Genomic DNA, 21,843 nt, shown 5'->3' with positions numbered 1-21,843 from the left:
TGGCCTCGTCAGGAACGCGCTGAACGCGTGTCCGCCCGGACCGCTACCATGCGCGCCCATGAATGACGACGTGCGCAACATCGTCCTGGGCGTGATAGCGGCGGGCATCAGCGCCGCGCTCGGCTGGGTGGCCCGCACCTACCTGTACAAACGCAGGCTGCGCCGCAAGCAGGCGTTCTTCGGGCTGCCCGACAACTCCGAGTCCCTGCTGGTGGTGAACCGGGGCGCGGCGGGGCCGGAGTTCGCGGTGATGCGCTACGACGTGTTCGCGCTGCTCGAACTCGCCGCGCTGATCAGGGACTGCAACGCCCACGCCCAGATCCTCCCGCACGACACGGCGCGTCAGGGTTTCGGCGAGCGCACCGAGTTCTGCGTCGGCGGCCCGGCGTCCAACCGGCGGATGGCGGCCCACCTGTCCTCGCTGCTGCCGGGCGTGCGGGTGAACGTGGACCCCGAACCGGGTCCGGACCGGGGGTCGTTCCTGGTGGGCGCGGAGCGCTACCGCGTGGAGCACGGCCGGGAGGAGTACGCGCTGCTGGCCCGCCTCACCGCGGACCGCACCCACGACATCCGCCCGGTGTTCCTCTTCTGCGGCCAGACGTCGATCACCAACCAGGCCGCCACCCGTTACCTCGCCCGCAACCACGAGCGGCTGACCCGCAAGTACGGCAACAGCTCGTTCGTGCTGCTGCTGAAGGTGATCAACTCGCAGGCGTACGGACCGGACGTCGTCGAGCTGGTGGCGGACGTGACGCGTGCGGCGCAGACGGCGCCGCCCGCGACCACGGGGGCGGCTCCACGCAACACACACCGCGCCTCCTGAAGTCCTCCACGGATCAACAATCGTTACTGGCACGTAACTTACTGACGGGTTACCCCTGGTAAGGGACCGAGGTTACCGTTCGGTCACTTTGCACTGACACGAGTGAGGAGTGACCCGTGGGACCCCACCGCAAGGCCCTGCGCACCACCGCCGTAGGCGCCGTCTCGGCGACCCTGGTCGCCGGAAGCGCCCTCGGAATCGCCCCCACCGCCCAGGCCGCGCCGAACCCCGTCCGCTTCGTCGACATCGGCGGCGACGGCGGCACCGTCCTCAAGGCCAACGTCGTCACCCCGGCCGGCGCCGACGGCACCCGGCGCTACCCGCTGCTCGTCATGCCCACCAGCTGGGGCCTGCCACAGATCGAGTACCTCGCCCAGGCCCAGCAGCTCGCCGACTCCGGGTACGTCGTCGTCACCTACAACGTGCGCGGCTTCTGGCAGTCGGGCGGCGAGATAGAAGTGGCGGGCCCGCCCGACATCGCCGACGCCTCGAAGGTCATCGACTGGGCGCTCGCGCACACTCCCTCCGACGCCGGGCGCGTCGGCATGGCGGGCGTCTCCTACGGCGCCGGCATCAGCCTGCTCACCGCCGCGCACGACAAGCGCGTCAGAGCGGTCGCCTCGCTGAGCGGCTGGGCCGACCTGATCGGCTCGATCTACCCAGGACGCACCCAGCACGTCCAGGCGGCCGCCCTGCTGGACGGCGCGAGCATCGTCACGGGCCGCCAGGGCGCCGAACTCCGGCAGGTCTTCGACGACTTATACAGCTCCGACCTGGCGAAGGAGCCGGAACTCATCGCCTGGGGGAAGAAACGTTCCGCTGCGACATTCGTCGACCGGATCAACGACAACGGCACGGCGATCATGCTCGCCAACGCCTGGGGCGACTCGATCTTCCCGCCCAACCAGTACGCCGACTTCTACGAGAAGCTGACCGGCCCCAAGCGGCTGCAGCTGCGGCCCGGAGACCACGCCACCGCCGAGCTGACCGGTCTGTTCGGACTGCCCAACGACGTCTGGAAGGACACTGAGCGCTGGTTCGACCACCACCTGCGGGGCGTGGACAACGGCATCGACCGCGAGCAGCCGGTCCAGCTCAAGTCCCGCGCCGCGGGCGGCCAGGAGGGCTACCCGGACTGGAAGTCGGTCGGAGCGAACGACCGGAAGATCGCCCTCGCGGGCTCGAAAACCATCCACACCAACGTGAACTCGGGCGCGGACGGCGGGGTCGTCTTCCTGTCCAGCATCCTCGACCAGGTGGCCCAGCTGCCCCCGATGGCCTCGATCCCGCTGCTCCCGCGCCGCTGGGCCGCCGTGTGGCAGTCGGAGAAGTACGCCACGGCCCAACAGGTGCGCGGCACGGCCGGGTTGCACACCACCCTCACCCCGACCAAGGAGAGCGGCACCCTCGTCGCCTACCTGTACGACGTGGGGCCGCTCGGCCTCGGCAAGCTGGTCTCCCACGCGCCGTACACCTTCCACGGGCGCACCCCCGGGAAGCCGTTCGGCGTCGACCTGGAGCTGTACTCCACGGCCTACGACGTCCCGGCCGGGCATCGCCTCGCCCTGGTCGTCGACACGGTCGACCCGCTCTACATCGAGCACAACCCGTCCGGCGCGCAGCTGACCTTCTCCTCGCCGGCGAACGACCCGTCGTACGTGTCGGTTCCGCTGCGCGAGCAGTGATCTCCGGCTGCCGCCGGACGGGCCTGGCCGATGTGAACCACCGCCCCCGTGGCCTGGTGCCGCGGGGGCCGCGCCCGGCGGGTGACGCCCCGCGGACCGGGCGGGCGGTCTGCTCACCCCGAACGGATCGGCGGTCTTCGGCGAAGTCCCCCTCTCCGACAGGGATGAAGGGCACATCGTAGTCGAGGTCCGACACGATGGGTCTTCCGGTGCCCGCCCGTTCAGTGCTTGAGGATCTTGGAGAGGAAGTCCTTGGCGCGGTCGCTGCTGGGGTTGGTGAAGAACTCGTCGGGTGTGCGGTCCTCGACGATCCGGCCGTCCGCCATGAAGACGACGCGGTTGGCGGCCGAGCGGGCGAAGCCCATCTCGTGCGTCACGACGATCATCGTCATGCCGTCGCGGGCGAGCTGCCGCATGACCTCCAGCACCTCGTTGATCATCTCCGGGTCGAGGGCCGAGGTCGGCTCGTCGAAGAGCATCGCCTTGGGCTCCATGGCCAGGGCGCGGGCGATCGCCACGCGCTGCTGCTGACCGCCGGAGAGCTGCGCCGGGTACTTGTCGGCCTGGTCGGCGACCCCGACCCGCTCGAGGAGTTCCCGGGAGCGCTTGTCGGCGTCCTCCTTCTTGCGCCCGCGCACCTTGACCTGCCCCAGCGAGAGGTTCTGCAGGACGGTCTTGTGGGCGAAGAGGTTGAACGCCTGGAAGACCATGCCGACATCGGCGCGCACCCGGGCCAGCGGCTTGCCCTCGTCCGGCAGCGGCTGCCCGTCGAGGACGATCTGCCCGGACTCGATGGTCTCCAGCCGGTTGATCGCCCGGCACAGCGTCGACTTGCCCGACCCGGACGGGCCGATGACCACGACCACCTCCCCCCGGCCGACGGTGAGGTTGATGTCCCTCAGGACGTGCAGGTCCCCGAAGTGCTTGTTGACGTCACGCAGCTCGATCAGCGGATCGACGGCCATACTCAGCCCTACTCACTCTCAGCTGTGTGGTGGTTGCCGCAACGTATCCAGGCATGATCGGATGTGTCGGGAGACACGCACTTTTCGATCATTAGCCGTATTTACGTCGGACTTTGGGCCAAAGGTTCCGGCCCGGGGGCTCAGGACTCCGCGACTTCAGCGTACAGCTGGGACAGTTCGGGCACCCCGTGCGCGGCCCACTCGTGGCCGCAGTCCACGACGTCGAACTCCCGGCCGGAGGTGAGCCGCACGACGGGCTGCCCGTCGGACCGGATCTCCCAGGCGGCGCCCGGCACGGTCCGCACGATCACGGTGCCCAGGTAGAGCCCGGCGTCGTTGCCGAGCCAGGTCAACGTCTCCTCGTCGTCCCGCCAGCGCGGGACGAGCTGGTCGAGCGCCTCCAGGGAGGCCGCCGAGTCGTCCAGCCGGACACCCTCCCGGGACGCCTGGGAGCGGAGCAGTTCGCACTCGGCGAGGAGTTCCGCGATGCCCGCCGGATCGGGGAACCCCACCTTCTGACGCCGGTGGCCCAGGAAAGGGATGTTCATATCTCCAGCGTGTCATTCGTACCGCCGTATGCACCACAGTGGCGCGCGGACCGGGGGCGGTGGCCGAGTTCACGCCGAGTTCGCGCCGCGCTCGTTGACGAGTCCCCGGCGTCTCCCTAACTTCACCGTGCGCCTTGTGTACCGGCTGTCGTTGAGCCTTCTGTTCCGTCCCTGCGTTGCGTGGTGTCGCGTCGTGTCTCGATGAGCGGGAGGAGTCGGCCGTGCGCCGATGTGTCCGGGGGATCCTGGTCGTCCTGGCCCTGTGCGGGCCGCTGGTGCCGGCGGTGCCGGCGGAGGCCGCCGAGGGGAGACGCGCCGCGCCGGTGCCGCTTGAGCGGCTGTTCGACAACATCGCCGTCAGCCACGACGACCGGCCCGGGCAGGCCGACTTCGACGGCTCAGGGGCCTCCCTGTCGGCACGCGACCTCACGGCCGCGGGCTGGACGCCCGGCCGTGCCCTCACCCTTCAGGGCGCCCGGCTGACCTGGCCCAAGCGGCAACCCGGCGAGCCGGACAACGTCCGCGCCGCGGGGCAGGACGTCCGGGTCACGGGGCGCGGCGACGCCCTCGCCTTCCTGGTGGCGGGCACCTCCGGCGCGCAGGCGGGCGGCCCGGGCACGGTCGTCTACGCGGACGGCACCCGCTCCGCGTACCGGCTGACCGCGCCCGACTGGCGCACCGGGCCGCTCGCCACGAAGGCCGTGGCCCTGCCGCACGTCAACACGCCCGGCGGGCAACTCACCGAGCGCGCCCGGCTGTACGCCGTGACCGTGCCGCTGGCGCCGGGGCGCGCGGTCGCCTCGGTGCGCTTGCCGGACGCGGCCGGGCTGCACGTCTTCGCCGTCTCGGTACGGTCCGGGACGGCGGGCTGGACGGGCAGCTGGGCGACGTCCACGGGCGGCTACGCCGCCGTCGGGCCGTGGACGGACCGCACACTGCGGCTGGTGGTGCACGCCTCGGCCGGCGGGCCCCGGGTGCGGGTCCGGTTCGACAACACGTTCGCGTCCGCGCCCGTGCGGATCGGCGGCGCGACGGTGGCCGTGCGCGCCTCGGGGGCGGCCGCGCGGGGCACTCCGGTGCCGCTGTCCTTCGGCGGGGCGGCGGGCGTCGCGATCCCGGCCGGGGCGCAGGCGTACAGCGATCCCCTCGGCTTCGACGTGCCGGCCGGCAGCGACCTGCTGGTGAGCTTCCACCTGCCCGGCACGGTGGCGGCGGCGCCGGTGCACCGGCTCGCGCAGCAGCGGTCGTACGTCAGTGAGCCCGGCGACCACGCGGCGGACGGCTCGGCGCGGGCGTACACCTCGGCGATCACCGGCTGGCCGCTGCTCGCCGGGGTCGACGTGGGCGGCGGGCCGGGGTCCGTGGTCCTGCTCGGGGACTCGATCACCGACGGCGACAAGTCGACGGTGGACGCCAACCGGCGCTGGCCGGACGTGCTGGCCGGCCGCCTCCTGAGCCAGAGCACCGTCCCGCGCTACGGCGTGCTGAACCAGGGCGTCTCGGGCAACCGGGTGGTCACCGACCGGTACCCCGGTGACGGGGTGTCCACGGACACGGCCGGGGTGAGCGCCCTGCACCGGTTCGACCGGGACGTGCTCGCCCAGACGTCGGCGCGGACGGCGGTCGTCTTCGAGGGCGTCAACGACCTGCGGTGGGACACCTCGGCGGAGCAGGTGATCGCGGGCCTGCGGGAACTCGCGGCGCGCGGGCACGCCCGGGGGGTGCGGATGCTCGCCGCGACGATCCTGCCCTGCGAGGGCGAGGCGCGGTGCACCGCCGCCGTGGACGCCGAACGCCGGGCCGTGAACGCTTGGCTCCGGGACGGCGGGGTCTTCGACGGCGTGCTCGACTTCGACGCCGTCGCCCGGGACCCGCAGCAGCCGTCACGGCTGCTGCCCGCCTACGACAGCGGCGACCATCTGCATCCGGGCGACGCGGGACTGGCGGCCCTGGCGGACTCGGTGGACCTGCGGCTGCTCAGGCCCTAGACGTCCAGGTCGACGACGACCGGGGCGTGGTCCGAGGCGCCCTTGCCCTTGCGCTCCTCGCGGTCCACGTACGCGTCCTTCACGGCCTGCGCGAACGGCTGGTTGCCGTACACCAGGTCGATGCGCATGCCGCGGTTCTTCGGGAAGCAGAGCTGGCGGTAGTCCCAGTACGTGAACGGGTGCTCGTACTTCAGGGGCCGCGGGACCACGTCCGACAGGCCCGTCTCGCGCAGGGAGGCCAGGGCGGCGCGCTCGGCGGGCGTCACGTGCGTGGAACCCTCGAAGAAGGCGGGGTCGAAGACGTCGTCGTCCGTCGGCGCCACGTTGTAGTCGCCCATCACCGCGAAGGGGCGGCTGCCGGCCGCGTCACCGGCGACGGCGGCCCTGAGTGCCTCGAACCACTGCAGCTTGTAGGCGTAGTGGGGGTGGTCCACCTCACGGCCGTTCGGCACGTAGACCGACCAGACGCGGACCGGGCCGCAGGTCGCCGAGATGGCACGGGGCTCCACCGAGCCGTCGAAGCCGGGGTCGCCCGGCAGGCCCTTGACGACGTCCTCGATGCCGACGCGGGAGAGCACCGCCACGCCGTTCCACCGGCCGGTGGCGTGCACCGCCGACTCGTAGCCCAGCTCGCGCAGCTGCTCCGCGGGGAACTGCTCCTCGGCGACCTTGGCCTCCTGGAGGCACAGCACGTCCGTGCCGCTGCTCTCCAGCCAGGCCAGGAGCCTCGGCAGGCGGGCGGTGATCGAGTTCACGTTCCAGGTCGCGATGCGCATGCCTCACAACCTACCCGGAGGGTGTGACGACGCGGCCGGGTGCCGCCCGGGCCTAGATCTCGGCGGAGTCGCCGGGGGTCAGCCGCAGGTGTTCCGAGCCGCCGAGCTGCCCGATCTGGCGGTCGTAGATCGGGCGGGCCAGGTCGGTGAGGAGGGCGTCGTGGATGTCGTAGGCGCGATGCGGCTTCACCTCGCGGACGTAGTCGATGACCTCCGAGATCTTGCTCCAGGGGGCCATGACGGGCAGCATCAGCGTCTCGACCGGCTGGTCGGGGACCGTGAGGGCGTCGCCGGGGTGGAAGACCTTGCCGCCGTCGACGAGGTAGCCGACGTTGGTGATGCGCGGGATGTCCGGGTGGATCACCGCGTGCAGCTCCCCGTGGACCTGGACGTCGAAGCCGGCGGCGGTGAAGGTGTCGCCGTGGCCCACGGTGTGGACGCGGCCGGGGAAGGCGGAGGAGAGCTTCTCCGCGACCGACCGCAGGGTCCAGATCTCGGCGGCCGGGTTGTCCTCCATCGCGGCGCGCAGCCGGGACTCGTCGAAGTGGTCGGGGTGCTCGTGGGTGACGAGGATCGCGTCCGCGCCGAGCGCGGCGTCCTCCTCGGTGAAGACGCCGGGGTCGAGGACGAGGGTCCGGCCGGCCTTCTCCAGGCGGACACAGGAGTGTGACTGCTTCGTGAGCTTCATGGTCTCCATCCTGCCTCCGCGGTGCGCGGCGGACTCACTCCTGGGGCGTGGTCTCCTCGCGGATGACCTGCTGGGCCACCTTGAAGGCGCTGTTCGCCGCGGGCACGCCGCAGTAGACGGCCGCCTGGAGCAGCACCTCCTTGATCTCATCGGGGGTGAGGCCGTTGCGCAGGGCGGCTCTGGTGTGGAAAGCCAGCTCGTCCAGGTGTCCGCCGGCGACCAGGGCGGTGAGGGTGACGCAGCTGCGGGTGCGCCGGTCGAGGCCAGGGCGGTCCCAGATCTCGCCCCAGGCGTAGCGGGTGACGAACTCCTGGAAGTCCCCCGAGAACTCGTCGGCCTGCGCCAGCGCCCGGTCCACGTGGGCGTCGCCGAGCACCTCGCGGCGGACCTTGATCCCGGCGTCGTACGGGTCGGGCCGCCCCTGCCCCTGCGGCGGGGCGGCGACCGGGGCGATCTCGGCGACGGGGCCGGTCTGCGGCGGCTGCGGCGGGGCCGGGGACAGGACCGGCTTGAGCCCGGCGGCGGGCAGCGCGGTCTGGCCGGTGGAGGTCTCGAAGGCGGGCTGCCAGGCGGTGGAGAAGTGCCGCACGAGCAGGTCGGTGACGGCGGCGGGCTGCTCCACCGGCACCAGGTGCGAGGCCCCCGGGACGACGGCGAGGCGGGCGTCCGGGATGCCGGCGACCAGCGTGCGGGCCTCGGCGGGGCCGGTGACCTGGTCGTCCGAACCGACGAGGACCAGGGTGGGGACACCGACGCGCCCGAGCTCGGTGCGGACGTCGAAGGAGGCGAGCGCCTCGCAGGCGGCGATGTAGCAGCCGGGGTCGGTGGTGCGCACCATCTGCACGGCCCACTCCGTGATGGCGGGCTGCGCGGCGGCGAACCCGCCGGTGAACCAGCGTTCCGGCGCGGTCCGGGCGATGGGGTCGAGGCCGTTGGTCCGGACGATCACGCCACGCTGCCGGAACTCGTCGGCCGTGCCGAAGCGCGGGGAGGCCGCGATCAGCGCGAGGGAGGCGAGCCGCTCGGGGTGGCGCAGGGCCAGCTCGATACCGACGGCGCCGCCGAGCGCGCAGCCCGCGTAGCCGAAGCGGTGCACGCCGAGCGCTTCGAGGGTGGCCAGCAGCCGTGTGGTGAGATCGGTGACGGAACCGGCCGGGTAGGCGGGAGCGCCGCCGTGGCCCGGCAGATCGAACCGGAAGACCCGCCACTGCTTGATCAGCTCGGGGACCTGGCGGTCCCACATGTGCCATGTGGTACCGAGGGACGGTCCCAAGATCAGGACTGGGGCGTCTTCTGGCCCGTCAAAGCGGTATTGCAGCGTATTGATCCTGGTCTCGCTCACGGGTTCACACCTTCATCTGTCACGATCTGTCACACGCCCCGTGCGAGACCTCCCCATGCCTCCGCTGCTGGAAGCAGGGCTGCCACGTCCGGCTTCACGTACCACTTCTTCGTCGTCTTCACGTTTGTGTGCCCGGCCCACATGGCAAGCAGGTGATCCGGCACCCCGTTGTTCGCCAGGAAGGTCAAGCACGACGCCCGAGCATCGTACAGACGGACCCTGCGAAGGCCGTTTTCGTCCATGATCTTGTAGGCCCGCACCCGGAGCTGCCGACCGTTCAGCGCGGCCCCGAGTTCGTCCACGAGCACGTAGCCCGCGCCCTCGTAGCCTTCGCCCGCCGCCAGGCGCTCCGCTGCCTGCGTGGCGCGGAACGTCTTCAGTGCCTCGCGCACGAGCAGCACGCGTTCGCCCGCCATGCTCTTCGTGTCCTTCTCCACGACGGTGCGATTCCCCATCAGAGTCCGCGTGTTGGCGATGCTGAGCATGGCCGCGTCCAGGTCGATGTCCGACCACCGCAGGCCGCAGACTTCCGCCGGGCGCAGGCCCATCAGGGAGAGCAGTAGGGGCGCGTACAGGCGGTCCCCCTTCATCGCGGTGACGAAGGCTCCGACCTCCGTGGCGTTCCACGGCGCCACGACCGCCTTCGTCTTGCGCTCCGCCTTTCGCGCCTTCAGCGGGATGTGCACCTCGCTCGCCACGTTCACGGTCACCAGGCGACGCGTCACGGCCCGGGTGGGTGCGGCTGTACGGCGAGGAACGGGACCGGCTGCTGAAGATGTACAGACCTCGCGGCCCGCATGGGTGTAAGCGAGCGCCCGTGACGCTGGCCGAGGTCCAGACGAAGATCATGTTCGAGGCGATGAACCGGGCGCTGGACGCTCCGGAGCTGACGGCGGAGCAGCGGCGCCGGGTGCCGGACGTGATGGCCGGTCTCCTGCGGGGCATGGCCACCGAGGGGCGGCCGGAACTTCCCGCCGCCTGAATGTCAGTGAGCCGCAGCCCGTGTGAGCTGCGGCCTTCTGGCGTGTAAACGGTTAGCCGGCCTGCTACAACCGACCCACAGCCCAACGCTGCGGGCCCTGGTTACGATCCCCCGATGGAATGGTGGAAGACGATCGCGCCCCTGGTCGGTGTTGTCCTGGGAAGTCTCGGCACACTGCTCGGGCAGAGGCTGTCCGACTCACGCACCCTCCGGCGTGACCGGCTGCTCGCACAGGAAGAAGCGAAGATCCGTTTGGCCGCAGAGCGGGCGACTCTCCAGCGGGAAGCGATCATGGAGATACAGCACGCGCTTGAAGGCCGCATGGCCGCGAACGAGCTGCCGCCCGGGGCCAGGATGAGTGAGCAATTCCGGGCAGCGGCAACGGAATCCGCGCTGCATCTCCGTGCCCACATCGCCCGGCTTGAAGACCGCGAACTTGCCGCCAGCGCGCTGGAGTGGCTGGAGCCGCACCGCAATGCGGCAGCAGCACGGGCGGCGCTCGATGCCCTTCAGGACCGGCTGAGCCACCATCTGCGAGGGCTATACGCGGACAGCCCTGCCTAGCGCCCGAGCGGAGGCGTCATCGGCGCCCTGTCCTGAGCACGGCAGGCGTACCGTGGCAGCGTGGCAAACGAAGACCTGGGGAAGACTCTGCGCCGCCTGCGCCGTCTCGCCTCCCTCACACAAGAAGAGCTGGCCGAGCGCTCCGGCGTATCCGTTGACGTGATTCGTCAGCTCGAACAGGGACGGAAGCACTCGGCGCGTCTCCCCACGCTGCACGCCCTGGCGAATGGTCTCGGCGTGGAGCTGACCACGCTTCTCGGGGACCCGCCTGCCGTGTCCTCCACCGGGGAGAACGACGGTCCCCGCTTCGTGGCGGTGCGCCGTGCCATCATGCCCGCGCTCTGGGGACCGGCACCCGAGCCACCCGGGCCCGACTTCTCCATGGACAGCCTGCGTGAGCAAATCGCGGACGGCTGGACGCAGTACCACTCTGCCGAGTTCGACACGGTGATGAAGGCGCTGCCGGACCTGATCTCGGATGCGCGTTCCGCCACCGCATCGGTCAGCGAGGACGAGCGCAGGGCCGGTTTCGCGGCCCTGGGGAAGGCACTTCAGCTCGCCGGGCACGTTGCCGTGCGGATGGGCAAGACGGACCTCGCTCTGATCAGCCTGGAGCGCGCCATAGACGCTGCCGGGCAGTCCTCCGATCCGCTGCTACTGCCGATGATCGTCAACTCCACGGCGTGGACGTACCAGCGGCAAGGCCGTCTGGAAGACGCGCTGGGTATCGCTCTCCGGGCCGCCGACTCCATGGCGAACGCGGACCAGACGGATACGGCCGATGGCCTGAAGGTGTGGGGCGCGCTGACCATGAGCGCCGCCACGTCTGCTGCGCGCAGCGGCGACTACGAGCGCGCAGCCGCGATGATGGAGACGGCCGAGAAGGAAGCCGCCCGGGTCTCGAAGTTGCCGGACGGCGGAGACAACCGCATGGTCAGCGTCTTCAGCCCTTCATCGGTCCGCATCGAACGCGTCCGGCTCGCAGTGCAGTACGGGCACCCGCAGGACGCCCTAGCTCTGGCAAAGGGGATGCGGCTCAGCAAGGACACGCCTCCGTCGTGGCGCACGTGGCTGCTGCTGGACGTGGCCCGGGCCCACACGGACACCGGGGATGCGGCCGGAGCGGTGAAGACCCTGGAGTCCCTGCGCCGTGTGGCGCCGACATGGATGCAGCACCACACCTTGGCGGTGGCCATCGTGCGCGACCTGTGGGCGCTCCCCAATCACCCTCCGGGCTTGCGGCCGTTGGCGGAGTTCCTGGGGGTCTGCGAATAGCGTGGTGAAATTGGGACGTTGCGCCCCTGTCAGCGTTCCAGGCATGTCGCTTACATGAGCGGACAGCGCCCCGGCGGCCGTGCGACCGGCCCCGGGGCTTGGCCGATCTGAGAGAGCAGACCGACATGCCGCAACCTACAACGCGGGCTCGCAGGACCGGGCACCCCGGGTACAGCGAGACCCTGCCCCGTCAGCCCGAGAGCGCCGCGCCCGCCCGGCGCCTGGTCCGTGCAGCGTGCGCCGCGTGGCGCCTGGAGGACTTGGCCGAGGACGGCGCCACGATCGTGTCCGAACTGGTGGCCAACGCCGTGCAGCACGCAAGGCGTGACTCGATCCGGGTGGTTGTCGAGAGGCCCGAGACAGCGCGGGTGCGTATTGGCGTCGTGGACTTCTCGAAGGCGCCACCGGTGTGCAAGGCGTCCGGCCCCGAGGACGAAGGCGGGCGTGGCCTCGCGCTCGTGGCGGCGCTGGCGGAGGGCTGGGGCACCACGTTGCTCCCGTGGGGGAAACACGTGTGGGCGGAGTTGCACGGGAAGGGACACGGATGACCGGCGAGCAGACGCGGCGCGCGTGGGTGGGCGACCTGATCCACGACGAAGACGCCGACCGTCGCGGCATCGTGGCGGACGTGCGCGGCGGCGCCACGTGGGTGCTGCGGCCGGAGGCCGGTCCGGACCGGTGGACCTCGCAGCAGCCGGACCGGCTGCGGGTGATCAAGACCCGTGAGGAGAGACTGCGGGACCGCGACGCCTGACGACAGAAGCCCCGGCCGGTGGTGTTCCCCGGCCAGGGCTTCGTCGTGTCACGAGGTGTCACACTCTCTGCGGAGCGAGACGGAGTGAGCGGCGCTCACCTGGAAGTTTTCGGCACTGTCTGGACTGTGCGGAACCCCTCGGAAAGGTTCTATGACTTGTGCCACGTGGTACCCAGTGAGGGACCGAGGATCAGGACGGGAGCCTCTTCCGGCCCGTCAAAGCGGTATTGCAGGGTGTTCGACGGTGTCTCACTCACGCCGTAGACCTTCTCACGTAGGACGAGCGCCCCTGAAACGAGGGGGCTGGACACCGGCCGAAACGGTGCCCACCGGTGTGCGCTATGGCCTGGCGGGCACGGCGGCGTCAGAGGTCGTCTGTCAGGCCGAGGCCGGTCAGGGCGCCGACCGGGTCCAGGTCGGGGGTGCCGCGCGGCCACCAGTCGTCGCGGCCCGGCTCGGATTCGTACGCGTACCACAGGCCGTCGCGGCCGAGGCGGAGCTGAAGGTGGCCGTGGGGGTGCGTGAGGTGGTTGCGCCAGGGGCGGAACGCTGGGAGGTCGGCGGCGAGGAGCAGGGGGCGGGCCCGGTCGAACCGGCCGGCCGGCGGGTCCCAGGGCTCCTCCAGTACGGCGAGGCCCTCGAGCCCGCCCTGCCGCCAGGCGGCGACCGCCCGCGCCAGGTCGGCGGGCGTGCGGCCGGCCGCGGTGGCGAGGGAGGAGTAGAGGGCCCGGGTGCCGGCGGTGAGTCCCGAGCCGGGGCGGGCCGCGGCCAGGCGGACCGCGTCCTGCCAGAACGTCAGCTGCCCGACCGGGTCACGGCCTGTGGTGAGGAGGGCGTGCGCCCGGGCGGCGGCGTCCGTGGCCAGCTGGTCCAGGGCGAAGGGGTCCGGGCCGCCGGGGGACGCCGGGTAGGCCGGGGGCTGTTCCGGGTGCGCGGGCGGGGGCAGGGGCGCGGGTAGGGGCGGCAGGGCGCGCGGCTGCAGCGCCTCCTTGGCCCGCACTCCGGGGAGCGGTGCCGGTTCCTTGTCCTGCGCGGCGCGCGCCGCGCGGGTGGCGCTCAGCCGGGACAGCGCGTCGAGCAGCTCCCGCTCGCCCCGGCCGCGCAGCAGGAGCAGCACGAACGGGTCGGCGTCGAGCAGCCGGGCGGTCTGGTAGCAGAGGGCGGCGGCGTGCTTGCAGGGGTGGCCGCGGTCGGGGCAGCTGCACCGGGGCTCCAGATCACCGGGGCCGGGCAGCAGGGGCACGCCGCCGTGGGCGAGTGACGGGGGCATCTCCTTGTCGAGCAACGCCGCGATGTCTCCTGGCCGGTCGGCGGCGGCGTCCAGGAAGCGGTCCCAGTCGGAGTCGTCGAGCGTGCGCAGACGCACCTGGACGCGGTACGGCCGGGGGCGGCTCCCCTGCACGTACGCCAGCACGAGGCCGGGCGTCACCGTGATGGCGTCCACGTGTCCCTGCTCGGCGTACCCGCGGCCGCGCTCCAGTCGGTTGACGTCCAGCGCGCCCTGTTCCAGCGCGGAGACCCAGGCGTTCCCCCACCAGCTCTCGGCGAACCGGTCGCCCTCCCTGGCCGGGAAGGCCGGGAACGTGCGGCGGAGGTCATTGTCGCGGTTGGGGGCGGCCATGGAGCGGGGGGTGGTGCGGGGGTTCGCCCCGGCGGCTGTGCGGGGGGTTGCGTGGGTGGGGGGCGGAGTGGGGTCGGGTGTGACGGGGGGCGGGGGTGCTAGGTGGACGGTGGCCGACGGGGCGTGGGGCGACGAGGCCGGGGGCGCAGGGGTGTCGGATGCAGGGGCTTGGCCCTTTTCAGAGGCCGGAGTCACCGAAGGATCCCGTTGTTCCGGGGCCGGAGTCGCCGAAGGGCCTGCTTCGGGGGGTCGGGCAGGGGTCGTGACCGGCGCGGCGGGAGCACCGGTCCCGGGAGCGTGCAGCGGGGCGGCCGGCGGCGTCGGCGCGGGCTCGGCGTCCGCAGCGCCGTTCCGGGCCGCCCTGGGCGCGGCGGGAGATGACCAGGACGCCACGTCCTCGGGCTCCGGCTCCGGCTCCGGCTCCGGCTCCCTGCCGGCATGCCCGTGGAGCAACTCGGTCACGCGTGAGGGCGTCCTGTCCTGTCCTGCCCTCTCCGCGCGGTCGGAGGACGCTCCCTCCGGCTCGTCCGGCAGGTCCGGCATCCGGAACGCGTCCGACAGCAGCCGCCGTACGTCAGCGGCTTCGCCCGTGCCGTGGTCACGCGCCCGGCGTACTGCCGCCGCCCTGTCGTCCACGGCTTTCTGCCGGGCCCGGCGCCTGCGTCGGGCGCCCTCCCGTTCGGTCTCCTCCCGGGCCCGCCGCGCGTCCTCCCGGGCCGCGCGCAGCGCCTCGCGTGCGACGTCCGCGGCGCGGGGCCCGGGCCGGTCGGCTTCCGCGCTCGGAGTTCGTTCCTCCTCCGCCGCTGCTGCGGTCGCGTGGGCCGGGTCGGTCCCGGCAGGGCTCTCCTGCGGGCCGGTGAACGCTTCCGGCTCCGTACCGCTTCCGGCCGCGCCGGTGTCCTGGCCCGTCCCGGTGTCCTGGCCCGCCCCGGTGTCCCGCGCCGCAGGCTCCTCGCCCGGCGGGTCGTCGTCGCCCCGGCCACTCCCCCGCTGCTCCGACACCGCCCTCCGCAGTGCCTCACGGGCGGCGTCCCCGGGGCGCGGGGTCTCCCGGCCCGTGGACTCACCGCCGGGGGACGGTGCCGTGTGGGAGTCCTGGGCCGCCCGGGACCTGGCCTCGCGCAGGGCTCGGCGGGCCTCGTCGGCCGGGCGGGGGCTCATGACGACCTCCGCAGGGAGACCAGGTCCGACAGCTCGCGGTCGGTCAGTTCGGTGAGGGCCGACTCGCCGGAGCCGAGGATCGCGTCGGCGAGGGCGCGCTTGGCGTGGAGCATCTCGGCGATGCGGTCCTCGACCGTGCCCTCGGTGATGAGGCGGTGGACCTGGACCGGCTGGGTCTGGCCGATGCGGTAGGCGCGGTCGGTGGCCTGCTCCTCGACGGCGGGGTTCCACCAGCGGTCGAAGTGCACGACGTGACCCGCGCGGGTGAGGTTCAGGCCGGTGCCCGCCGCCTTCAGGGACAGGACCAGGACCGGGGTCGAGCCGGCCTGGAAGCGGTCGACCATGCGCTCTCGCTCCGGGACCGGGGTGCCGCCGTGCAGGAGGTCGACCGGGACCGCGCGGCCGGCCAGGTGGGAGGTGATCAGGCGGGCCATCCCGACGTACTGCGTGAAGACCAGGGCGGAGCCGTCCTCGGCGAGCAGCGTGTCCAGCAGCTCGTCCAGCAGGGCGAGTTTGCCGGAGCGGGCGGCGAGCCGGTCGCCCGGCGGCGCGTGCTCCTCCTTCAGGTACAGCGCGGGATGGTCGCAGATCTGCTTCAGCGACGTCAGCAGCTTCAGCACCAGGCCGCGGCGCGCCATGCCCTCGGCCGTCTCGATGGCGAGCATCGACTCGCGCACCACCGCCTCGTACAGCGCGGCCTGTTCGCGGGTGAGCGGGACCGGGTGGTCGGTCTCGGTCTTGGGCGGCAGTTCGGGGACGATGCCGGGGTCGGACTTCCTGCGGCGCAGCAGGAAGGGGCGGACCAGGCGGGCCAGTCGCTCCACCGCCTGCTCGTCCTCGCCGGTCTCCACGGCCCGGGCGTGCCGGGCGCGGAAGGACTTCAGCGGGCCGAGCAGTCCCGGGGTCGTCCAGTCGAGCAGGGCCCACAGCTCCGAGAGGTTGTTCTCGACGGGCGTGCCCGTGAGGGCGACCCGGGCGGGGGCGGGGATGGTGCGCAGCGCCTTGGCCGTGGCCGAGTAGGGGTTCTTGACGTGCTGCGCCTCGTCGGCGACGACCATGCCCCAGGCCTGCTCGGCCAGGGCGGGGGCGGCCGAGCGCATCGTGCCGTACGTGGTGAGGACGAAACCGCCGTCCAGGCCGGACAGGCTGCGGTCGGGTCCGTGGAAGCGGCGGACGGGGACGCCGGGGGCGAAGCGGTTGATCTCGCGCTGCCAGTTGCCGAGCAGCGAGGCGGGGCAGACGACCAGGGTCGGTTCTCGGCGGGCCCGCTTGAGGTGGAGCGCGATGAGCGTGACGGTCTTGCCGAGGCCCATGTCGTCGGCGAGGCAGCCGCCGAGACCGAGGGAGGTCATGAGGTCGAGCCAGGCCAGGCCGCGCAGCTGGTAGTCCCGCAGGGTGGCGTGCAGGCCGGGCGGTGGCTCGGCCGGGCGGATGCCGGCGGTGAGGCGGTCGCGCAGAGTGGCCAGGGCGCCGACCGGAACGGCCTCCACCGTCTCGCCGTCCACCTCGGCCGTGCCGGTGAGGGCGACGGACAGCGCGTCCACCGGGTCGAGCAGCCCGAGGTCGCGCTTGCGGGCCTTGCGGACGAGGGCCGGGTCGACCAGCACCCAGCGGTCGCGCAGCCGGACGACCGGCCGGTGCGCCTCGGCGAGGGCGTCCATCTCGGCGTCGGTGAGCGGGTCGCCGCCGAGCGCGAGCTGCCAGCGGAAGCCGAGGAGGTCCTCGCTCTCGAAGAAGCCGGTGCCGTCGGTGGCCGAGCCGGGCGCGGGGCGGACCACCGCGGTGGCGGACAGGTCCTGCGCGAGGTCCCTCGGCCAGTGCACGGCGACGCCGGCCGCGGCGAGCCGGGTGGCGGCGATCCCGAGCAGGTCGCTCACCTCCTCCTCGCTCAGGGCCAGCACGTCGGGCACGTCCTGGTCGGAGAGCCGGTCCAGCGGCGGCCAGACCCGGGCGGCGCGGCGGACGGCGAGGGCCGCGTCCACGCGCGCGCGGGGGCCGAAGGCGTCGTCGGTCTCGCCCGCCCACAGGGCCGCCGCGTCGGCCACGAGGGTCGGGTCGGCGAGGCTGTGCACCTGGACGACGGCCGCGCCGGCGCCGCGCGCGCCGGCGCCGCGCGCGCCGCCGTCGGGGGCACCGTCGAACAGGTCGTAGGCGGTGAGGTCCAGGCGGAGCGAGATCCGCACGCCGGCGTCCATGCCGGCGGCGACCTCGGCGGCCCAGTCATGGGCGCCGGGCAGGTGCGTGGCGTCGCGGGCGGCGAAGGGCCGGCCGGTGGCGTGGGGGGCGGCCGGGGTGCGCGGCAGCGTGTCGGCGACCGCGTCCAGGAAGGCGCGCACGAGCGCTTCCGGCTCGGGCAGGCGGATCGGGCCCGGGCCGGGCAGCGGGACCGCGTGGCCTTCGTAAGGCAGGGCGGCGGCCACCGCGCGCAGGTGGGCGATGTCATCCGGGTCGAGGGGGCCCGCGCGCCAGGCGTCGTGTCCCGTGGCGGTGAGGCCGGGCAGCAGCCGGCCGCGGGCGGTCAGCCGCAGGGCGTGCAGGGCGGCGGCGCCCCAGCAGGCGGTGGCGGGGTGGGCCGCCGGGTCGTGCCGGGCGCGCACCAGCAGGGGCAGGGCCGTCTCCAGCGGGAGGGACAGCGCCGGGGTGGCGTGCCGCCGGACGCCTGTCCCGTGGCGTCGCACGACGGTGAGTTCCGTGGCATCGGCGGGCAGTGGCTCGCCGGCGGGGTCCCAGAAGGCGATGCGTCCGTCGCGCGGGAGGGGCGCGGGCAGGAAGACGGCCGGGAGCCGGGCCGGTGCCGTCGCGTCGTCCGCCCGCTCGGCTGTCACAGCCGTGTCGCCCATACGTCCTGCCACCTCCCGCCCGCCTGTCGGATCAGTTGTCTCCGACTCTACGGGCGGGGTCTGACAACCGGCCCCGGCGGCGGGCTCAGGGCACGGTCCGGGACACGACGTACACCCAGGGGTACGCCGGGTTGGACAGGTCGACGACGACGTCGTGCGTGGGGGCCGGGTTCTTCTGCCGGTGGACGAAGCCGTACCACGCGTCGCCCCCGGGGAACTTCCAGCCGGTGATCTTGCGGTCGCGGGCGCCGATGGTGATGTCGCCCTTCCTCAGGTCCGCGCGGGTCATGCCGAGGCCCGTCAGATAGGCGTCCAGACCGGCCGTGTTGGTCTCGAACTGGGCGTAGAGGCGGCTGGTCTTCCAGTTGTTGGTCTCGTAGTACGCCACGTGCCAGGCCGGGTGCGGGATCGGCACCTGGTAGATGCGGCGCTGGAGCTTGGAGGGCCAGCCTTCGGTGAGGCCGGTCGCCGAGTACTTGGCCTCCTTGTCCTTGCCGCTGTCGCGGCTCTGGTTCGCGGAGATCACCAGGTAACCGGCCGGGATGCCGATGAGCAGCACGATGATCAGCAGGGTGAGCGCCCTGCGGCGGATCATGTGGCGGCGGTCCTCGACCGGGCGGTCCGGTCCGCCGGGCCAGGGGCCCTGGTGGGGAAGGGAGGCGGTCACAGCGTCTCCTGGCTGCTGCGCAGCGACTGCGTGTACCGCTCGTAGCGCTCGAAGCGCTCCACGCGGCGGCGCTTGGCGCGGCGGAAGCGGCGGGCGACGAGCCGGGCGAGGTCGGCGGCGCCGACCATGCCGGCCTCGGGGCCGAGCTGGGCGCGGACGATGCGGGCCTCGGGGCGGTAGCCGCGGCCGGTGAGGTGCCGTTTGAAGGCGTCCCGGGCGGGCCCGATCAGGAGGTCGTCGGCGGCCGAGACGCCGCCGCCGATCACGAAGCAGGACGGGTCGAGGGCGGCGGCGAGGTTGGCGATGCCGACGCCGAGCCACTGGCCGATGTCCTGGAGGAGTTCGATGCACATGGCGTCGCCGTCGCGGGCCAGCTCGGTGATCATCGGGCCGGTGATGTCGCCGATGCTGCCCTTGACGTGCTCGATGATCCCGTACGCGACCGGGGAGTCGGCGGCGGCCAGCTCGCGGGCCTCGCGGACCAGGGCGTTGCCGGAGCTGTACTGCTCCCAGCAGCCGCGGTTGCCGCACGGGCAGCGGTGGCCGCCGGGCACGACCTGCATGTGGCCGAACTCGCCGGCGACGCCGTACTTGCCGCGCTTGACCTGGCCGTCCTCCAGGATGGCGCCGCCGATGCCGGTGCCCAGCGTGATCATGACCAGGTGGTCCTCGCCGCGGCCGGCGCCGAAGCGCCACTCGGCCCAGGCGGCGGTGTTGGCGTCGTTGTCGACGAGCACCGGGACGGACAGCCGGCTGGCGAGGCGGTCGCGCAGCGGTTCGTTGCGCCAGGACAGGTGGGGGGCGAACAGCACGCGGTTGCGGTCGGCGTCGACCCAGCCGGCCGCTCCGATGCCGACGGCGTGCACGTCGTGCCGGTCGGAGAGGTCCAGGACCAGCTCGGCGATGGTGTCCTCGACGACCTTGGGGCTCTTGGACTTGTCCGGGGTCTCCGTGCGGAGCTTCTCCAGGATGTTGCCGTCGGCGTCGACGACGCCCGCCATCACCTTCGTACCGCCGATGTCGATGCCGACCGTGGGCACGCGGGGTGCCGTCAGGTGCGAGCGGCGCTCCCGGGTGCCGACGGTGCGGAGCACGGTGGCACGGCGGGAACCGATGGGGGCGGTGAAGTCGCGGTAGGTGCTCATCGCCGCCGATTCTGCCTCACGGGGAGGCGGGGTGCGGAGCAGAGGGGTGGTGCGGATCATCGCCGGGTGCCGGTGCGTGAGGGCTCGTCGCGCAGTTCCCCGCGCTGCTGAAACCAGCTCACGACCGCACGAGCAATTGGAACTCGAAGGAATAGCGCGTGGGGCGGTAGGTGTGCGTTCCGTACTCGACCGCGCGGCCGGTGTCGTCGAACGTGACGCGTTGCATGGTGAGCAGCGGGGCGCCCGGCTCCTCGGCCAGGCGCTCGGCCTCCGCCTGGTTCGCCGCCCGGGCGCCGATGGACTGGCGGGCGCTGTGGAGGGTGATGCCCGCCGCGCGCATCAGGCGGTACAGGCCCGTCGACTCCAGCTGGCCGGTGTCGAGGTCGATCAGGCCGGGGGGCAGGAAGTTGCAGAGGTGGGCCATGGGCTCGCCGTGGGCGAGGCGGAGGCGTTCCACGCGGTGGACGTCGCTGTCCTCGGCGACTCCGAGGGCGGCGGCGACCTCGGCGGAGGCGGGCACGACCGTGTTGACGAGAACCTTGGTGGCGGGGCGCTGGCCCGCCGCCTCCAGGTCGTCGTAGAGGCTGCTGAGCTCCAGCGGGCGCTTGACCTGGCTGTGCACGACCTGGGTGCCGACGCCGCGGCGGCGCACGAGGAGGCCCTTGTCGACGAGCGACTGGATGGCCTGGCGGACGGTCGGCCGGGACAGCCCGAGCCGGGCGGCGAGCTCGATCTCGTTGCCCAGCAGGCTGCCGGGCGTCAGCGTGCCGTGCTCGATCGCGGCCTCCAGCTGCTGGGACAGCTGGAAGTACAACGGCACGGGGGAACTGCGGTCCACGCTGAGCTCTAGCTGCACGGTCGGGTCCACTTCTGGTTTCGGCACGCGCTGAGCGTAGCTCCGCGCGTTGTTGACGGGAAGTTGTGTAGTCAGATTGTCCGGACATACAGATTGACAGCGGAGGGCTGTGCACGCACTTTGTTTCCATGCGCATCGGCGTCATCGGTACGGGCCGCATCGGCACGATCCACGCGAACACCCTCAGCAGGCACCGTGACGTGGGGTCCTTGATCCTCACGGACGCGGACCCCGCGCGGGCCCAGGACCTGGCGCACCGCCTGGGTGAGACGGCGGCCCCCGGTGTGGAGGAGATCTTCCGCTGGGGCGTCGACGCCGTGGTGATCACGACGGCCACGTCGGCCCACGCCGAACTGATCGGTCGGGCAGCACGCTCGGGCCTGCCCGTGTTCTGCGAGAAGCCCATCGCGCTGGACCTGCCGGGGACGCTGAGCGCGATCGCCGAGGTCGAGACGGCCGGGACGGTGCTGCAGATGGGCTTCCAGCGCCGCTTCGACCCGGGTTACGCGGGTGCCCGCGAGGCCGTGCGCGCGGGCCGGCTGGGGCGGCTGCACACCGTGCGGGCGCTGACCAGCGACCAGGCACCGCCGCCGGCGGCGTGGCTGCCGGTGTCCGGCGGGCTGTACCGGGACACCCTGATCCACGACTTCGACGTGCTGCGCTGGGTGACGGGCCGGGAGGTGGCGGACGTGTACGCCACCGGGTCGGACGCCGGACCCGCGATGTTCCGCGAAGCCGGGGACGTCGACACCGGCGCGGCGCTGCTCACCCTCGACGACGGCACGCTCGCCACGGTCACCGGTGCCCGGCTGAACGGGGCCGGCTACGACGTGCGCATGGAACTGGCCGGTGAGCACGACCAGATCGTGGTGGGGCTGGACGACCGTACTCCGATCGCGTCCACCGAGCCGACCGGGCCGCCGGCCGCGGACAAGCCCTGGACGGGCTTCCTGGAGCGTTTCGGCCCGGCCTACGAGGCCGAGCTGAACGCGTTCGTGGAGGTCGTCCGGGGTGAGCGGGCCAACCCCTGCGACGGGCGGGAGGCCCTGCAGGCGCTGCGGGTCGCCGAGGCGTGCGAGGTGTCGCGCCGGGAGCGCAGGCCGGTGCGGCTCGCGGAGATCCCCGGCGGGGCCGCCGCGTTCGCCTGACCGGCCCCCGGACCT

General features: G+C 72.7%; 20 protein-coding genes. 9 read left to right on the top strand and 11 right to left on the bottom strand.

The features are described from left to right. Window positions 1-58 precede the first annotated feature (58 nt). Complete coding sequence (locus ABTZ58_RS02230; protein WP_351349494.1) at window positions 59-823, top strand: hypothetical protein; 765 nt, start codon at window positions 59-61, stop codon at window positions 821-823. 116 nt (window positions 824-939) lie between these two features. Then, window positions 940-2,508: a CocE/NonD family hydrolase gene (locus ABTZ58_RS02225; RefSeq protein WP_351349492.1), complete on the top strand. Its 1,569-nt coding sequence runs from the start codon at window positions 940-942 to the stop codon at window positions 2,506-2,508. A 221-nt stretch (window positions 2,509-2,729) separates the two neighbouring features. Here ABTZ58_RS02225 and ABTZ58_RS02220 read toward each other — a convergent pair whose 3' ends face one another. Both ABTZ58_RS02220 and ABTZ58_RS02215 read right to left on the bottom strand, forming a co-directional pair. Further along, window positions 2,730-3,473, bottom strand: a complete 744-nt coding sequence (locus tag ABTZ58_RS02220; protein ID WP_351349490.1) for an amino acid ABC transporter ATP-binding protein — start codon at window positions 3,471-3,473, stop codon at window positions 2,730-2,732. 140 nt (window positions 3,474-3,613) lie between these two features. Beyond that, a complete protein-coding gene (locus ABTZ58_RS02215; protein WP_351349488.1) occupies window positions 3,614-4,021 on the bottom strand; it encodes a DUF6278 family protein in 408 nt (135 codons plus the stop codon). A gap of 221 nt (window positions 4,022-4,242) precedes the next feature. Between ABTZ58_RS02215 and ABTZ58_RS02210 the strand changes: the two genes are divergently transcribed. Then, the gene (locus tag ABTZ58_RS02210) at window positions 4,243-6,009 is read left to right on the top strand and encodes an SGNH/GDSL hydrolase family protein (RefSeq protein ID WP_351349486.1); all 1,767 of its coding nucleotides are present in this window, start codon (window positions 4,243-4,245) and stop codon (window positions 6,007-6,009) included. On the opposite strand, the gene ABTZ58_RS02205 is transcribed toward ABTZ58_RS02210, so the two are convergent. The 4 genes from ABTZ58_RS02205 to ABTZ58_RS02190 are packed head-to-tail and all read right to left on the bottom strand — an operon-like array spanning window position 6,006 to window position 9,513. Beyond that, a complete protein-coding gene (locus ABTZ58_RS02205) occupies window positions 6,006-6,785 on the bottom strand; it encodes an exodeoxyribonuclease III (RefSeq protein ID WP_351349484.1) in 780 nt (259 codons plus the stop codon). The genes ABTZ58_RS02210 and ABTZ58_RS02205 overlap by 4 nt on opposite strands. A 52-nt stretch (window positions 6,786-6,837) precedes the next feature. Further along, entirely contained in the window at window positions 6,838-7,473 is a 636-nt protein-coding gene (locus ABTZ58_RS02200) for an MBL fold metallo-hydrolase (protein WP_351349482.1), read from the bottom strand. Between the two features lie 34 nt (window positions 7,474-7,507). Beyond that, window positions 7,508-8,815 carry a bifunctional 3-oxoadipate enol-lactonase/4-carboxymuconolactone decarboxylase PcaDC gene (gene pcaDC, locus ABTZ58_RS02195; protein ID WP_351349480.1) on the bottom strand — a complete coding sequence of 436 codons (1,308 nt, stop codon included), beginning with the start codon at window positions 8,813-8,815 and terminating at the stop codon, window positions 7,508-7,510. 29 nt (window positions 8,816-8,844) lie between these two features. Then, a complete protein-coding gene (locus ABTZ58_RS02190; protein WP_351349478.1) occupies window positions 8,845-9,513 on the bottom strand; it encodes a site-specific integrase in 669 nt (222 codons plus the stop codon). A 119-nt stretch (window positions 9,514-9,632) separates the two neighbouring features. Between ABTZ58_RS02190 and ABTZ58_RS02185 the strand changes: the two genes are divergently transcribed. From ABTZ58_RS02185 to ABTZ58_RS02165, 5 genes are all read left to right on the top strand, one after another. Then, window positions 9,633-9,797, top strand: a complete 165-nt coding sequence (locus ABTZ58_RS02185) for a hypothetical protein (protein ID WP_351349476.1) — start codon at window positions 9,633-9,635, stop codon at window positions 9,795-9,797. 114 nt (window positions 9,798-9,911) lie between these two features. Continuing rightward, the gene (locus ABTZ58_RS02180) at window positions 9,912-10,361 is read left to right on the top strand and encodes a hypothetical protein (protein WP_351349474.1); all 450 of its coding nucleotides are present in this window, start codon (window positions 9,912-9,914) and stop codon (window positions 10,359-10,361) included. A gap of 60 nt (window positions 10,362-10,421) precedes the next feature. Further along, complete coding sequence (locus ABTZ58_RS02175; protein ID WP_351349472.1) at window positions 10,422-11,636, top strand: helix-turn-helix domain-containing protein; 1,215 nt, start codon at window positions 10,422-10,424, stop codon at window positions 11,634-11,636. A 125-nt stretch (window positions 11,637-11,761) separates the two neighbouring features. After that, entirely contained in the window at window positions 11,762-12,184 is a 423-nt protein-coding gene (locus tag ABTZ58_RS02170) for an ATP-binding protein (RefSeq protein WP_351349470.1), read from the top strand. Further along, window positions 12,181-12,390, top strand: a complete 210-nt coding sequence (locus tag ABTZ58_RS02165) for a hypothetical protein (RefSeq protein ID WP_351349468.1) — start codon at window positions 12,181-12,183, stop codon at window positions 12,388-12,390. Before ABTZ58_RS02170 ends, ABTZ58_RS02165 begins: the two co-directional genes overlap by 4 nt. Window positions 12,391-12,754: 364 nt before the next feature. Here ABTZ58_RS02165 and ABTZ58_RS02155 read toward each other — a convergent pair whose 3' ends face one another. The 5 genes from ABTZ58_RS02155 to ABTZ58_RS02135 all read right to left on the bottom strand — a co-directional run bounded on the left by ABTZ58_RS02155 (window position 12,755) and on the right by ABTZ58_RS02135 (window position 20,680). Continuing rightward, window positions 12,755-15,172 (bottom strand): SWIM zinc finger family protein, encoded by a 2,418-nt coding sequence (locus tag ABTZ58_RS02155; RefSeq protein WP_351349466.1) that lies wholly within the window; start codon window positions 15,170-15,172, stop codon window positions 12,755-12,757. Further along, window positions 15,169-18,012 (bottom strand): SCO1167/SCO6262 family helicase, encoded by a 2,844-nt coding sequence (locus ABTZ58_RS02150; RefSeq protein ID WP_351349464.1) that lies wholly within the window; start codon window positions 18,010-18,012, stop codon window positions 15,169-15,171. Before ABTZ58_RS02150 ends, ABTZ58_RS02155 begins: the two co-directional genes overlap by 4 nt. A gap of 85 nt (window positions 18,013-18,097) precedes the next feature. Beyond that, window positions 18,098-18,679 (bottom strand): sugar kinase, encoded by a 582-nt coding sequence (locus ABTZ58_RS02145; RefSeq protein ID WP_309094959.1) that lies wholly within the window; start codon window positions 18,677-18,679, stop codon window positions 18,098-18,100. Continuing rightward, window positions 18,676-19,824 carry an ROK family glucokinase gene (locus ABTZ58_RS02140; protein WP_309094958.1) on the bottom strand — a complete coding sequence of 383 codons (1,149 nt, stop codon included), beginning with the start codon at window positions 19,822-19,824 and terminating at the stop codon, window positions 18,676-18,678. Before ABTZ58_RS02140 ends, ABTZ58_RS02145 begins: the two co-directional genes overlap by 4 nt. A gap of 118 nt (window positions 19,825-19,942) precedes the next feature. Further along, window positions 19,943-20,680, bottom strand: coding sequence for a GntR family transcriptional regulator (locus ABTZ58_RS02135; protein ID WP_351349596.1), 738 nt, complete (start codon window positions 20,678-20,680; stop codon window positions 19,943-19,945). 128 nt (window positions 20,681-20,808) lie between these two features. On the opposite strand from ABTZ58_RS02135, the gene ABTZ58_RS02130 reads away from it, so the two are divergent. After that, complete coding sequence (locus ABTZ58_RS02130; protein ID WP_351349462.1) at window positions 20,809-21,828, top strand: Gfo/Idh/MocA family protein; 1,020 nt, start codon at window positions 20,809-20,811, stop codon at window positions 21,826-21,828. Window positions 21,829-21,843: the final 15 nt, after the last annotated feature.

Source organism: Streptomyces sp. NPDC094143 (assembly GCF_040303825.1).
Classification (GTDB): Bacteria; Actinomycetota; Actinomycetes; order Streptomycetales; family Streptomycetaceae; genus Streptomyces.
Note: the sequence above shows the minus strand (reverse complement) of the source record. Positions and strands in the feature narration are given on the sequence as shown.